This is a genomic window from Roseixanthobacter glucoisosaccharinicivorans (genome assembly GCF_043195095.2).
Classification (GTDB): domain Bacteria; phylum Pseudomonadota; class Alphaproteobacteria; order Rhizobiales; family Xanthobacteraceae; genus NCEH01.
This window is the reverse complement of the sequence record NZ_CM195538.1, coordinates 3042338-3056994: the sequence shown is the minus strand read 5'-3', so window position 1 is coordinate 3056994 and position 14657 is coordinate 3042338. Positions and strand designations below refer to the sequence as shown.

The window sequence follows — 14657 nt, the reverse complement described above, 5'->3', positions numbered from 1 at the left end:
GGGTTTCCCCGGGGCCGCTTCATCTGTCCCGGCGGGAATGAGCCGGCGGGGCGGGCAGGAGTGAGAACGGTTCTCCCGGTCGCCGTAAATGCGACGACCCGGCGAGCCGTTGCAGATGGAGGGGAATGGCTCTCGGGCCCCCAACCCCTTCGTCGCGGGAGCAATGGCGGTCTTAAGGGCCGGAGCGCGTGCCTCGTCGGGGTGCGTTCCGTGCAAGGGCCAGGACGGACGAGGATCGAGATGGCGCAAACGTTCACCGGTCGCAAGCGGATCCGCAAATTCTTCGGAAAGATCAAGGAAGTCGCGCAGATGCCGAACCTCATCGAGGTTCAGAAGGCATCCTACGACCAGTTCCTCCAGATCGAGGAGCCGAAGGGCGGGCGCGTGGACGACGGTCTCCAGGCGGTGTTCAAGTCGGTATTCCCCATCTCGGACTTTTCCGGCGCGGCCATGCTGGAATTCGTCAAGTATGAGTTCGAGCAGCCCAAATATGACGTGGACGAGTGCCGCCAGCGCGGCATGACGTTCGCTGCCCCGCTGAAGGTGACGCTGCGCCTGATCGTGTTCGATGTCGATCCCGACACTGGCGCCAAGTCCGTCAAGGACATCAAGGAACAGGACGTCTATACCGGCGACATCCCGCTGATGACCATGAACGGCACGTTCATCGTCAACGGCACGGAGCGCGTCATCGTCTCGCAGATGCACCGCTCGCCGGGCGTCTTCTTCGACCATGACAAGGGCAAGACCCATTCCTCGGGCAAGCTGCTGTTCGCCGCCCGCATCATTCCCTATCGCGGCTCCTGGCTCGACATCGAGTTCGACGCCAAGGACATCGTGCATGCCCGCATCGACCGTCGCCGCAAGATCCCGGTGACGAGCCTGCTGTATGCGCTCGGCCTCGATTCGGAAGAGATTCTCGACACCTTCTACGAGAAGATCCTCTATTCGCGGGCGAAGGACGGCTGGCGCATGCCGTTCGATCCCAAGCGCATGAAGGGCTACAAGGCGGTCTCTGACCTGGTCGACGCCGACACCGGCGAAGTCGTGGTCGAGGCCGGCAAGAAGCTGACCGTGCGCGCCGCCCGCCAGCTCGCCGAGAAGGGCCTCAAAGCCCTGAAGATCTCCGACGAGGAGATGGTCGGCCAGTTCATCGCGGAAGACCTGGTGAATGCCGCCACCGGCGAAATCCATGCCGAGGCCGGCGAGGAAATCACCGAGAAGCTGCTGAAGGTGCTCGAAGAGGCCGGGTATAACGAGATCCCGATCCTCGACATCGACCACGTCAACACCGGCGCCTATATCCGCAACACCCTGGCGGTGGACAAGAACGTCACGCGCGAGGACGCGCTGTTCGACATCTATCGCGTCATGCGCCCCGGCGAGCCGCCGACGCTCGACAGCGCCCAGGCGATGTTCCATTCGCTGTTCTTCGATTCCGAGCGCTACGACCTCTCGGCCGTGGGCCGCGTGAAGATGAACATGCGCCTGGACCTCGACGCCGAGGACACCGTGCGCATCCTGCGCCGCGAGGACATTCTCGCGGTCATCCGCACGCTGGTGGAATTGCGCGACGGCAAGGGCGAGATCGACGACATCGACCATCTCGGCAACCGCCGCGTGCGTTCGGTTGGCGAACTGATGGAGAATCAGTATCGCGTCGGCCTGCTGCGCATGGAGCGCGCCATCAAGGAACGCATGTCGTCGGTCGACATCGACACCGTGATGCCGCAGGACCTGATCAATGCGAAGCCGGTGGCGGCGGCGGTGCGCGAGTTCTTCGGCTCGTCCCAGCTCTCGCAGTTCATGGACCAGACCAACCCGCTCTCCGAGATCACCCACAAGCGCCGCCTCTCGGCGCTTGGCCCGGGCGGTCTGACCCGTGAGCGCGCCGGCTTCGAAGTTCGCGACGTGCATCCGACCCATTACGGCCGCATCTGCCCGATCGAGACGCCGGAAGGCCCGAACATCGGCCTGATCAACTCGCTAGCGACCTTCGCGCGCGTCAACAAGTACGGCTTCATTGAGGCGCCCTATCGCCGCGTGAACGACGGGCATGTGACCGACGAAGTGGTCTATCTCTCCGCCATGGAGGAGGGGAAGTACCACGTCGCGCAGGCCAACATCCCGCTCGACAAGGACGGCCGGTTCGAGGAAGACCTGATCGTCTGCCGTCACGCCGGCGACGTGCTGCTGGTGCCGCCGGACCGCGTGGACTTCATGGACGTGTCGCCCAAGCAATTGGTGTCGGTCGCGGCCGCGCTGATCCCGTTCCTTGAGAACGACGACGCGAACCGCGCGCTGATGGGCTCGAACATGCAGCGCCAGGCAGTGCCGCTCGTGCGCTCCCAGGCGCCGCTGGTCGGCACCGGCATGGAAGCGGTCGTGGCCCGGGATTCCGGTGCCGCCATCGCGGCCCGCCGCACCGGCGTCATCGACCAGGTGGATGCCACCCGTATCGTTATCCGTGCGACCGAGGAGGCTGATCCCTCCAAGTCGGGCGTCGATATCTATCGCCTGATGAAGTTCCAGCGCTCCAACCAGTCCACCTGCATCAACCAGCGTCCGCTGGTGCGTGTGGGCGACCAGGTGCGCAAGGGCGACATCATCGCCGACGGTCCGTCCACGGAGCTCGGCGAGCTGGCCCTCGGCCGCAACGTGCTCGTCGCGTTCATGCCGTGGAACGGCTACAACTTCGAAGACTCGATCCTGCTCTCGGAGAACATCGTCAAGGAAGACGTGTTCACCTCGATCCATATCGAGGAATTCGAGGCCATGGCCCGTGACACGAAGCTCGGCCCCGAGGAAATCACCCGCGACATTCCCAACGTCTCGGAAGAGGCGCTGAAGAATCTCGACGAGGCCGGCATCGTCTATATCGGCGCGGAAGTGCGCGCCGGCGACATCCTGGTGGGCAAGATCACCCCCAAGGGCGAAAGCCCGATGACGCCGGAAGAAAAGCTCCTGCGCGCCATCTTCGGCGAAAAGGCCGCGGACGTCCGCGACACCTCCCTGCGGCTGCCCCCCGGCACCACCGGGACGATCGTGGAAGTGCGCGTGTTCAACCGCCACGGCGTCGACAAGGACGAGCGCGCGCTCGCCATCGAGCGGGAAGAGATCGAGCGTCTCGCCAAGGACCGCGACGACGAGCAGGCGATTCTGGACCGCAACGTCTACGGCCGCTTGACCGAGCTGCTGGACGGCAAGGTGGCGATCGCCGGCCCGAAGGGCTTCAAGAAGGACACCGAGGTGACGCGCGCCGCGCTCACCGAGTATCCGCGCTCGCAATGGTGGTTGTTCGCCATCGCCGACGACGCGCTGATGGCCGAGATCGAAGCCATTCGCGCGCAGTACGACGAATCGAAGAAGCGCCTCGAGCAGCGCTTCCTCGACAAGGTGGAGAAGCTCCAGCGCGGCGACGAGCTGCCTCCCGGCGTGATGAAGATGGTCAAGGTCTTCGTCGCCGTAAAGCGCAAGATCCAGCCCGGCGACAAGATGGCGGGACGCCACGGCAACAAGGGCGTGGTCTCGCGCATCGTGCCGGTGGAGGACATGCCCTTCCTGGAAGACGGCACCAATGTGGATATCGTGCTCAACCCACTGGGCGTGCCGAGCCGCATGAACGTCGGGCAGATCCTGGAGACGCATCTGGGCTGGGCCTGCGCGGGCCTCGGCCGTCAGGTGGCCGCTGCCATGGATGCCTATTACGGCAAGAAGGACCTCGGCCCGGTCCGCGAGACGCTCGAGACCATTTATGGTCCCGAGGACATCACCGTGCTCGACGAGGGCCAGGTGCTGGAGCTGGGCGAGAACCTGCGCAAGGGCGTGCCGATGGCCACCCCGGTGTTCGACGGCGCCCACGAAGCCGACATCGAGACCCAGCTGGAGAAGGCGGGCCTCGACCGTTCCGGCCAGTCCACGCTGTTCGACGGGCGCACCGGCGAGCCGTTCGATCGTAAGGTCACGGTCGGCTACATCTACATGCTGAAGCTGCACCATCTCGTGGACGACAAGATCCACGCGCGGTCGATCGGCCCCTACTCGCTCGTGACCCAGCAGCCGCTGGGCGGCAAGGCGCAGTTCGGTGGCCAGCGCTTCGGCGAAATGGAGGTGTGGGCGCTCGAAGCTTATGGCGCGGCGTACACGCTCCAGGAGATGCTGACGGTGAAGTCGGACGACGTGGCCGGCCGCACCAAGGTCTACGAATCCATCGTGCGCGGCGAAGATTCCTTCGAGAGCGGCATCCCCGAGAGCTTCAACGTTCTCGTGAAGGAAATGCGCTCGCTGGGCCTCAACGTCGAGCTGGTGAATTCCAAGACCGGGCGCAACGTCAGCCCCGGCACCCGCGAAAATCTGCCCGCGGCCGAATGAGGCCGCGCCTGTCGGAAGGCGGGGGCGCGACGCGCCTCCGCACTCCTGCCGATAAGATCCTGCATTTTCCGGTCGAAACCCCATCAGGCGGCATGAGGGGCGAGCGACCGAGCCGAAGGAGACGGTCATGAATCAAGAGGTGATGAATCTCTTCAATCCGGCGACCCCGGCTCCGACCTTTGATCAGATCAAGATCTCGATCGCGAGCCCGGACAAGATCGCGTCGTGGTCCTACGGCGAGATCAAGAAGCCGGAGACCATCAACTACCGCACGTTCAAGCCCGAGCGTGACGGCTTGTTCTGCGCGCGCATCTTCGGTCCCATCAAGGACTACGAGTGCCTGTGCGGCAAGTACAAGCGCATGAAGTACAAGGGCATCATCTGCGAGAAGTGCGGCGTGGAAGTCACGCTCTCGCGGGTGCGGCGCGAGCGCATGGGCCATATCGAGCTCGCCGCTCCGGTGGCGCACATCTGGTTCCTGAAGTCGCTGCCGAGCCGCATCGGCCTGCTGCTCGACATGACGCTGAAGGACCTCGAGCGCATCCTGTACTTCGAATATTTCGTCGTGCTGGAGCCCGGCCTGACGCCGCTGAAGTATCGTCAGCTCCTCTCGGAGGACGATTATCTGCGCGCCCAGGACGAGTACGGGGATGACAGCTTCACCGCCATGATCGGCGCGGAAGCCATCCGCGAGCTGCTGCGCTCCATGGACCTCGACAAGATCGCCGCCGATTTGCGCGTCGAGATCGCCGAGAGCACCACTGAGCTGAAGCCCAAGAAGCTCGCCAAGCGCCTGAAGATCGTCGAGGCCTTCCAGCTCTCCGGCAACAAGCCGGAATGGATGATCCTGACCCATGTGCCGGTGATCCCGCCGGACCTGCGCCCGCTCGTCCCGCTGGACGGCGGCCGGTTCGCGACCTCGGACCTGAACGATCTCTATCGCCGCGTCATCAACCGTAACAACCGCCTGAAGCGCCTGATCGAGCTGCGCGCGCCGGACATCATCATCCGCAACGAGAAGCGCATGCTTCAGGAAGCGGTGGATGCGCTGTTCGACAACGGCCGTCGCGGCCGCGTCATCACGGGCGCCAACAAGCGCCCGCTGAAGTCGCTCGCCGACATGCTGAAGGGCAAGCAGGGCCGGTTCCGCCAGAACCTGCTCGGCAAGCGCGTGGACTATTCCGGCCGCTCGGTCATCGTGGTGGGTCCGGAGCTGAAGCTCCACCAGTGCGGCCTGCCCAAGAAGATGGCGCTGGAGCTGTTCAAGCCCTTCATCTACGCCCGTCTCGACGCCAAGGGCCATTCGGCCACCGTCAAGCAGGCGAAGAAGCTGGTGGAGAAAGAGCGTCCCGAGGTTTGGGATATCCTCGACGAGGTGATCCGCGAGCATCCCGTGATGCTCAACCGCGCCCCGACGCTCCACCGCCTCGGCATCCAGGCGTTCGAGCCCGTGCTGATCGAAGGCAAGGCGATCCAGCTGCACCCGCTGGTCTGCTCGGCGTTCAATGCGGACTTCGACGGCGACCAGATGGCCGTGCACGTGCCCCTTTCGCTGGAAGCCCAGCTGGAAGCGCGCGTGCTCATGATGTCGACCAACAACATCCTGCACCCGGCCAATGGTCAGCCGATCATCGTGCCGTCGCAGGACATTGTTCTCGGCCTCTATTACCTCTCCCTGATGCGCGACAACGAGCCCGGCGAGGGCATGATGTTCGCCGACATGGGCGAGATCGACCACGCGCTCGCGGCCAAGGCGATCACGCTGCATACCAAGGTCAAGGGGCGCTACATCGGCGTTGATGCCGATGGCAAGCGCATGTCCAAGATCTTCGATACCACTCCGGGGCGCATGAAGATCGGCGAACTGCTGCCGAAGCACCCCAAGGTTCCCTTCGACGTCGTCAACAAGGGTATGACGAAGAAGGAAATCTCCAACATGATCGACACGGTGTACCGTCACTGTGGGCAGAAGGAGAGCGTGATCTTCTGCGATAAGATCATGTCGCTCGGCTTCTACAACGCGTTCCGTGCCGGCATCTCCTTCGGCAAGGACGACATGGTCGTGCCGAAGAAGAAGTGGGAACTGGTCGAGGAGACCCGTACCCTCACCAAGGAATATGAGCAGCAGTACAATGACGGCCTGATCACCCAGGGCGAGAAGTACAACAAGGTCGTCGATGCGTGGGGCAAGTGCACCGATCGCATCGCCGACGAGATGATGAAGGAAATCTCGGCGGTCCGTAAGGATCCCAAGACCGGGCGCGACCGCCAGATCAATTCGATCTACATGATGTCCCACTCCGGGGCGCGTGGGTCGCCGGCGCAGATGAAGCAGCTTGCCGGCATGCGTGGCCTCATGGCCAAGCCGTCGGGCGAGATCATCGAGAGCCCGATCATCTCGAACTTCAAGGAAGGCCTGACCGTGATGGAGTACTTCAACTCCACCCACGGTGCGCGTAAGGGCCTCGCCGACACCGCGCTCAAGACGGCGAACTCGGGTTACCTCACCCGCCGCCTCGTGGACGTGGCGCAGGATTCGATCATCACGGAAGTGGATTGCCACAGCGAGAACGGCATCCACATGCGGGCCATCGTGGACAGCGGCCAGGTCGTGGCTTCGCTCTCCTCGCGTGTGCTCGGCCGTACCGCCGTGGAAGACGTGGTGGAGCCGGCGACCGGCACCATCATCGTGCCCAAGGGCGAGATGATCCAGGAATGGCACATCGAGCGGATCAACAAGTCCGGCATCCAGGAAATCAAGATCCGCTCGGTGCTGACCTGCGAGACCCGCAACGGCGTGTGCGGCACCTGCTACGGGCGCGATCTCGCCCGCGGCACGCCGGTCAACATGGGCGAGGCGGTGGGCGTCATCGCCGCGCAGTCCATCGGCGAGCCGGGCACCCAGCTCACCATGCGTACCTTCCACATCGGCGGCGCCGCGCAGCTCGCGGATTCCTCCTTCGTGGAGAGCAACTTCGAGGGCACCGTCAAGGTCCGCAACCGCAACGTGGCGCGGAACTCGGAAGGCGACCTCATCGTCATGGTGCGTAACCTGGCCGTGGTGATCGTCGATCAGGACGGCTCGGAGCGTGCGGTTCACCGCATCCAGTATGGTTCTCGCCTGAAGGTGGACGAAGGCGACACCATCAAGCGCGGCCAGCGCATCGCGGAATGGGATCCCTATACCCGTCCCATCCTGACCGAGGTCGAGGGCACGGTGGCGTTCGAGGACCTGGTCGAAGGCGCCTCCATGAACGAGGCCATCGACGAGGCGACCGGCATCGCCAAGCGCGTCGTGACCGACAGCCGTGTCGGCCGCGGCTCGGAGCTTCGCCCGGCCATCCTCATCAAGGGGAAGGACGGCAAGATCCTCAAGCTCGCCCGTGGCGGCGAGGCGCGCTATTCGCTGCCGGTGGAGGCCATCATCTCGGTGGATCCGGGCAACACCATCCGCGCCGGCGACGTCGTTGCCCGCGTGCCGATGGAAAGCGCCAAGACCCGCGACATCACGGGCGGTCTGCCGCGCGTGGCGGAACTGTTCGAGGCGCGGCGTCCCAAGGATGCGGCGATCATCGCGGAAGTCAGCGGCACCATCCGCTTCGGCCGTGACTATAAGAACAAGCGCCGCCTGATCATCGAGCCGCAGGACGGCGGGGATCCGGTCGAGTACCTGATCCCGAAGGGCAAGCACATCCATCTCCAGGACGGCGACGTGGTGGAGAAGGGCGACTTCCTGGTGGACGGCAACCCGGCGCCGCACGACATCCTGGCGATCAAGGGCGTGGAAGAGCTCGCGGCCTTCCTCGTCAATGAAATCCAGGAGGTCTACCGGCTCCAGGGCGTGAACATCAACGACAAGCACATCGAAGTCATCGTCCGCAACATGCTCCAGAAGGTGGAAGTGGACGATTCCGGCGAGACCGAGTTCCTCGACAACGAGCAGGTTGACCGGATCGACTTCGCGGAAGCCAACGAGCGGGCCATTGCCGAAGGCAAGAAGCCGGCGACCGGGCATCCGGTGCTGCTCGGCATCACCAAGGCGAGCTTGCAGACCCGTTCGTTCTTCTCGGCGGCCTCGTTCCAGGAGACCACCCGCGTCCTCACGGAAGCGGCGGTCAACGGCAAGATCGACCCGCTGGACGGCCTGAAGGAAAACGTCATCGTCGGCCGGCTCATCCCGGCGGGCACCGGCGCGCAGATGGCGAAGCTGCGGGCGGTCGCGAACTCCCGCGACGACCTCATCGTCGCCACCCGCGAGCAGAGCGACGGCCAGCCCCTCGTGGAAGGCCCCGCCGACGCCGCGGAGTGAGGCGGGTCTTCCAGCCTGGTCCGTGACACACGAAAGGCCGCCCTTCGGGGCGGCCTTTTGCGTTGAGGCGGGCGTCGTGCGTGTTCGCCGAAATGTGTGCCGATCACCCTGCGGATATTCGCCGACATCGCGCGAACAGGCGCGGTCATCGCCGCGTCAAGGCTTTCTCCGCGCGGTTCGTCGGCTCACACCGGCAGGCGCACGGTGGCCCGCAGTCCGCCGAGCGGGCTGTCGCCGAGGATGATGTCGCCGCCATGGGCGCGGGCAATGTCGCGGGCGATGGCCAGGCCGAGACCCGAGCCGCCGGCATCCTGGTTGCGGGCATCATCGAGCCGCAGGAAGGGTCGGAACACTTCCTCGCGCTTCTCGGGAGGGATGCCGGAGCCATCATCGTCCACATTAACGCTGAGCCACCGGGCATCGCGGGTGGCGGAGATTTCCACCGTCCGGGCATAGCGCACCGCATTGCTGACCAGATTGCCGATGCAGCGCTTGAGCGAATCCGTCTTCACCTGAACCAGGGGCGGCCCCATGAAGCTGGCGCGGGCAATGGCGCCGTGGCGCTCCGCATTGGTGCGCAGATCCTCGATCACCTGCCCCATGTCGGTCAGCGAAGCCTGCTCGCCCGGATCGCCGCGCGCGAACGCGAGATAGGCTTCCAGCATGCCCTGAAGCTCGTCCACATCCTTGCGCAAAGCCTCCACCTCGGGCCCTTCGCCGAGGAAGGCAAGCTCCAGGCGGAAGCGCGTGAGGATGGTGCGCATGTCGTGGGAAACGCCCGCCAGCATGGTGGTGCGCTGTTCGATCTGCCGCTCGATGCGTCGCTTCATCTCAAGGAACGCCACCGCCGCCCGCCGCACCTCGCGCGCGCCGCGCGGGCGGAAATTCTCCACATCGCGCCCCTTGCCGAATGCCTCGGCGGCATCGGCGAGGTTCTCGATGGGGCGGATCTGGTTGCGCAGGAACAAGATGGCGACGGTCAGCAGCACCAGGGAGGTGCCGACCATCCAGAGCAGGAAGATGTGGGAATTCGAGGCATAGGCCGACCCGCGCCGCGCGAAGATGCGCAGCACCACGTCTGGCATCTTCACTCGCACTTCGATCAGGCTGGAGCGCCCCACCGTGTCGATCCAATAAGGCTCGGAAATGCGCCGGCCGATTTCGCGCGAAAGCGCGCTGTCGAGGATCGAGAAGAAGGGCTGCGGACCCGGCTCAGGCAGCGGGTCGGGCGGCAGGATGTCGAGGGTCAGCTCCAGATTCTGCCAGGCGATCCGGCGCAGGACTGTCGCGTCCTTGTCGTGCGGAAAGGCGGCATAGAGCGCGACCACCGCAGCGATATCCTGGCTGACCGCCGCGGAAAGGCGTCGGGTGACGGTGTTGTAATGGCGCTCCATGAACACGAAGGCCACGACCGATTGCAGGATCACCATGGGAATGACGATGATCAGCAGCGAGCGGGGATAAAGCCCCTTTGGCGTGACGCGGTTGAACCAGGCCCCGAACCGGGCATTGGCATGGACCAGCCGGCCGGCAAGGCTTCGCATGGCGGCGCGCAGGGCCTCCATGGCGCCACGTCCGCCTGCGGGCTTGGTCTCTTCGCGCAGGCTCATGGGGTTACGACCAGCCGATAGCCGATGCCGCGGACGGTCTGCACATATGTCGGGTTGGCCGGATCGCGCTCCACCTTGCGGCGCAGGCGGTTCACCTGCACGTCCACGGCCCGCTCGCTCGCCGCCCCGTTGCCCGCGAGCGCCATGCGCGGCACCGTTTCGCCGGGGTTTTCCGAGAGCGCGCGCAGCATGTCGCGCTCGCGCTCGGTGATGCGCAGGATCTCCCCGCCGCGGCTCAGTTCGCCACGTCCGAGGTGGAAGCTAAATTCGCCGAAGCGGACCTCCTCGATGGCTTTTTGCGGCGCCGGCGCGGCGCGCTTGAGGATCGAGCCGACACGCAGCAGCAGTTCGCGCGGTTCGAACGGCTTGCCGAGATAATCATCGACCCCCGCCTCAAGCCCGGCGATGCGGTCCTGGATCTCCGAGCGCGCGGTGAGCATGAGGATCGGCACGGCCGAGGTGGTGCGCAGGGAGCGGGCGAGATCGAGCCCGGATTCCCCCGGCATCATCACATCCAGCACCAGCAGGTCGAATTCCAGCCCTTCCAGGCGGCCCCGCGCCTCCTGGGCCGAGGCGGCGGTGGTAACGCGATAGCCATGTTCGCTGAGGAAACGCGACAGCAGGGTGCGGATGCGGTTGTCGTCATCCACCACCAGCAGATGGGGCGCGTCGTCCGCTGGCGCCGGCGGAGCGGGATGGGGGGTCGTCGCTTCGATCATGTCTGGTGCCTTCAGGCGGGCCGCACGCGGGCGGATGCAGCAGCGCGCCGGGTGAGCCGCTCCACTTCGGTGCGATCTTCGGGGTCGATCATGGCCACAAGAAAGCGCTGCGCCGCCTCGCGCGCGCCCGGCCCGCATTCTTCCAGGGCCAGGGCGATCCGCTGGCTCTGGAGGGCGACGAACTCACGGGCCAGCGCCTGCCCCTTTGCGGTGGGATAAAGCAGGCGCTGGCGCCGGTCGGACGCGCCGGCGCGGCTTTCCACGAACCCCTCGTCCACCAGCTCGCGCAGCACCCGGCCGAGGCTCTGCTTGGTGATGCGCAGGATGTCCAAGAGGTCCGTCACGCGCATACCAGGATGGCGATTGACGAAGTGCAGGACGCGATGATGCGCCCGGCCAAAGCCGAGGGGCGCGAGGATGGCGTCCGGGTCGCCGACGAAGTCTCTGTAAGCGAAGAAGAAAAGTTCGATCAACTCCACCAGTGACTCGGCCTGCGGGGCCCCGGCCGGCCGATCGGTCTCGGACGCTTCGGGGGCGGTGGAAAGGGGATTTATGTCAGCCATGTTGACTTTTTTCGGTCCGATCATTACTCACAGGCTTGCGGTCGCGAAAGGATCGGTCTCCAATAACCCATCTGGAGTTCGATCATTGCGCCTTTCACAGCCTGCACCATATGTCAGGTGTGAAAATATCCGTACCGGGCACGGCTGCAAAGGGCGGCCGTCATGGGAGGCGAAGGCCGTCTTAAAGACGCGGCCGGATCAGGAGTTAAGACCATGAGTGGTGGAGAGCCTTTCGACAAACGCGACGGTTGGATCTGGTTCGACGGGGTCCTGGTGCCCTGGGCGGACGCGAAGATTCACGTACTCTCCCATGGTCTGCATTATGCCAGCTGCGTGTTCGAAGGCGAGCGCGCCTATGGCGGCGCCATCTTCAAGAGCGCTGAGCATTCCGAGCGGCTGCGTCTCTCGGCGGAAATGCTGGATTTCACCATTCCCTATTCCATCGGCGAGATAGACGCCGCCAAGCGCCTGACGCTGGAAAAGAACGGCCTGGTCGACGCTTACGTGCGCCCGGTGGCGTGGCGCGGCAGCGAGATGATGGGCGTTTCGGCGCAGTCGAACACCATTCACCTCGCGATCGCTTGTTGGGAATGGCCGAGCTATTTTGACCCCGAGCAGCGCCAGAAGGGGCTGAGGCTGGATCTGGCGGAGTTCCGCCGTCCCGATCCCGCCACCATCCCTTGCCGCGCCAAGGCTTCAGGCCTGTACATGATCTGCACCATCTCCAAGCACAAGGCGGAGCGGCGCGGGTTTGCGGATGCGCTGATGCTGGATTATCGCGGCCTCGTGGCGGAATGCACCGGCGCCAACATCTTCTTCGTGAAGGATGGCGTCATCCATACCCCCAAGCCCGATTGCTTCCTGGACGGGATCACCCGCCGCACAGTGATCGGGCTGGCGAAGAACCATGGCATCGAAGTGGTTGAACGCGCGATCAAGCCGGAAGAACTCGCGGATTTCAGCGAGTGCTTCATCACCGGCACCGCCGCCGAGGTGACCCCGGTGGGCGAGATCGCGGACTGGCGGTTTGCCCCGAGCGGCATCACCCACCAGCTGATGGATGCCTATAGCGCGGCGGTGCGGCCGAAGCAGGCGGCGGCGTAAGAAAAAGCGCCCGAGTTACGTTAGGCCAATATTGCCCTTCTCTTAGGGGCAGCGCATAAGCGAAACCGAGGGGCGGCCACAGCCGCCCCTTTTGCTTTAGGGTGTTCATCTGCCTCACAGCGCGGGAACCGCGAGGGGAAACGCCATGCGCCGTCCATTGTACAAGGTGCTTTACGTCCAAGTTCTGTTTGCCGTGTTCTGCGGTCTGCTGCTCGGCGCGTTCTTCCCCCATACCGGCGCGGCGATGAAGCCGCTGGGTGACGGCTTCATCAAGCTGATCACCATGATCATCGCGCCCGTGATTTTCTGCACGGTGGTCGTCGGCATCGCCAGCATGCGCGATGTGAAGAAGGTCGGGCGGGTGGGCGGCAAGGCGCTGCTGTATTTCGAAGTGGTGTCGACCTTCGCCCTGGTGCTCGGCCTGATCATCGGCGAGGTGGTGCGGCCCGGCGACGGCTTTAATGTCGACGTGGCCACGCTCGATACCAAGGCGATCGCCAATTACACCACCCAGGCGGCGCATACCTCCACCGTCGATTTCCTTCTGAACATCATCCCGCACACTTTCGTTAGCGCGTTCACCGCAGGCTCGATCCTCCAGGTGCTGATGATCTCGATCCTCACCGGCTTCGCCATCGGCGCGCTGGGCGATCAGGGCGAGCCGGTGCTTAAGGCGGTGCAGGCGATCGAGAAGGTCGTGTTCGCCATCGTGAAGATCATTCTTTACGTCGCGCCGGTCGGTGCGTTCGGCGCCATGGCTTTCACCATCGGCGCCTATGGCCTGTCGGCGCTGGGCAATCTGCTGGAGCTGATCGCCACCTTCTATCTCACCGCCATTCTGTTCGTGGTCCTGGTGCTCGGCACCATCGCGCGGATGGTGGGCTTCAACGTGCTGAAGCTGGTGCGCTATATCCGCGAGGAATTGCTGATCGTGCTCGGCACCTCCTCTTCGGAAAGCGCGCTGCCCCCGCTCATGCGCAAGCTGGAGAATGCCGGCGCCTCCAAGTCGGTGGTCGGCCTCGTGGTGCCGACCGGCTATTCCTTCAATCTCGACGGCACCAACATCTACATGACCCTGGCGACCCTGTTCATCGCCCAGGCCACCAACACCCCGCTGACGCTTGAGCATGAACTGATCGTGCTGGCGGTGGCCATGCTCACGTCCAAGGGCGCGAGCGGGGTGACCGGCGCGGGCTTCATCACGCTGGCTGCAACCCTGGCGGCGGTGCCGGAAATTCCGGTGGCGGGCATGGCGCTGATCCTCGGCATCGACCGCTTCATGAGCGAATGCCGGGCGCTGACGAACATCACCGGCAATGCGGTCGCGACCCTCGTGGTGGCGCGGTGGGAAGGGGAGTTGGACCTGGACCGGCTGAACGCGGTGCTGGACGGCAAGGATGTGCCGCCGCTCGTCACCGAGGCGCAGGCCGCGCGCATCTGAACATCTGAGCATCTGAACGGGGGCGCTCGGCCGTGGGCCGGGCGCCGGCTTATTTCCAGCGCTCGGCGGCGGCGTCGTCGGTGCTCTTGGCCTCGACCCAATCGCCGGAACCCGCGCGATCCTCCTTCTTCCAGAAGGGGGCGTTGGTCTTCAGCCAGTCCATCAGGAATTCGGCGGCCGCAAACGCGGCCCCGCGATGGGGCGAGGCCGTGACCACGAGCACGATGGGATCGCCCGGCACCAGGCGCCCGTGGCGGTGCACGATGCGCGCGCCGAGCAGCGGCCAGCGCTGGCGCGCCTCCTCGATTAGCCGGCCCATCTCCTCTTCCGCCATGCCGGGATAATGCTCCAGCGTCAGCGCGGTGAGGGCGGTTCCGTCGGCCGCCACATCGGCCCGGCACAGGCCGGCGAAGGTGACGACGGCACCGACGTCGACCCGCCCCCGGGTCATCGCCTCGGCCTCGGCGGCGGCATCGAAGAGTTCGGCCTGCACGCGCGCGCCGAAGGCCGCCTCGGACGGTGGGAGGGGATCGCTCATGG

General features: G+C 65.0%; 8 protein-coding genes. 4 read left to right on the top strand and 4 right to left on the bottom strand.

The features are described 5' to 3' along the window. The first annotated feature begins 240 nt into the window (after positions 1 to 240). Together rpoB and rpoC are read left to right on the top strand one after the other, a co-directional pair. A complete protein-coding gene (gene rpoB, locus V5F78_RS14120) occupies positions 241 to 4371 on the top strand; it encodes a DNA-directed RNA polymerase subunit beta (protein WP_394072233.1) in 4131 nt (1376 codons plus the stop codon). A gap of 127 nt (positions 4372 to 4498) precedes the next feature. Then, positions 4499 to 8680, top strand: a complete 4182-nt coding sequence (rpoC, locus tag V5F78_RS14115; protein WP_394072231.1) for a DNA-directed RNA polymerase subunit beta' — start codon at positions 4499 to 4501, stop codon at positions 8678 to 8680. A gap of 185 nt (positions 8681 to 8865) precedes the next feature. On the opposite strand, the gene V5F78_RS14110 is transcribed toward rpoC, so the two are convergent. Genes V5F78_RS14110 through V5F78_RS14100 form a run of 3 tightly spaced genes read right to left on the bottom strand, consistent with a single transcriptional unit; the run spans position 8866 to position 11572 of the window. Continuing rightward, positions 8866 to 10245, bottom strand: a complete 1380-nt coding sequence (locus V5F78_RS14110; protein ID WP_394072247.1) for an ATP-binding protein — start codon at positions 10243 to 10245, stop codon at positions 8866 to 8868. Between the two features lie 41 nt (positions 10246 to 10286). Continuing rightward, positions 10287 to 11009: a response regulator gene (locus V5F78_RS14105; protein ID WP_394072229.1), complete on the bottom strand. Its 723-nt coding sequence runs from the start codon at positions 11007 to 11009 to the stop codon at positions 10287 to 10289. A gap of 11 nt (positions 11010 to 11020) precedes the next feature. Next, positions 11021 to 11572: a MarR family winged helix-turn-helix transcriptional regulator gene (locus V5F78_RS14100; RefSeq protein ID WP_394072227.1), complete on the bottom strand. Its 552-nt coding sequence runs from the start codon at positions 11570 to 11572 to the stop codon at positions 11021 to 11023. Between the two features lie 213 nt (positions 11573 to 11785). Between V5F78_RS14100 and V5F78_RS14095 the strand changes: the two genes are divergently transcribed. Continuing rightward, on the top strand, positions 11786 to 12676 hold the full coding sequence (locus tag V5F78_RS14095) for a branched-chain amino acid aminotransferase (protein ID WP_394072225.1): 891 nt from the start codon (positions 11786 to 11788) through the stop codon (positions 12674 to 12676). Between the two features lie 145 nt (positions 12677 to 12821). Further along, on the top strand, positions 12822 to 14117 hold the full coding sequence (locus tag V5F78_RS14090; protein WP_394072223.1) for a dicarboxylate/amino acid:cation symporter: 1296 nt from the start codon (positions 12822 to 12824) through the stop codon (positions 14115 to 14117). 49 nt (positions 14118 to 14166) lie between these two features. On the opposite strand, the gene V5F78_RS14085 is transcribed toward V5F78_RS14090, so the two are convergent. Further along, the gene (locus V5F78_RS14085) at positions 14167 to 14655 is read right to left on the bottom strand and encodes a molybdenum cofactor biosynthesis protein MoaE (RefSeq protein WP_394072221.1); all 489 of its coding nucleotides are present in this window, start codon (positions 14653 to 14655) and stop codon (positions 14167 to 14169) included. Positions 14656 to 14657 lie beyond the last annotated feature (2 nt).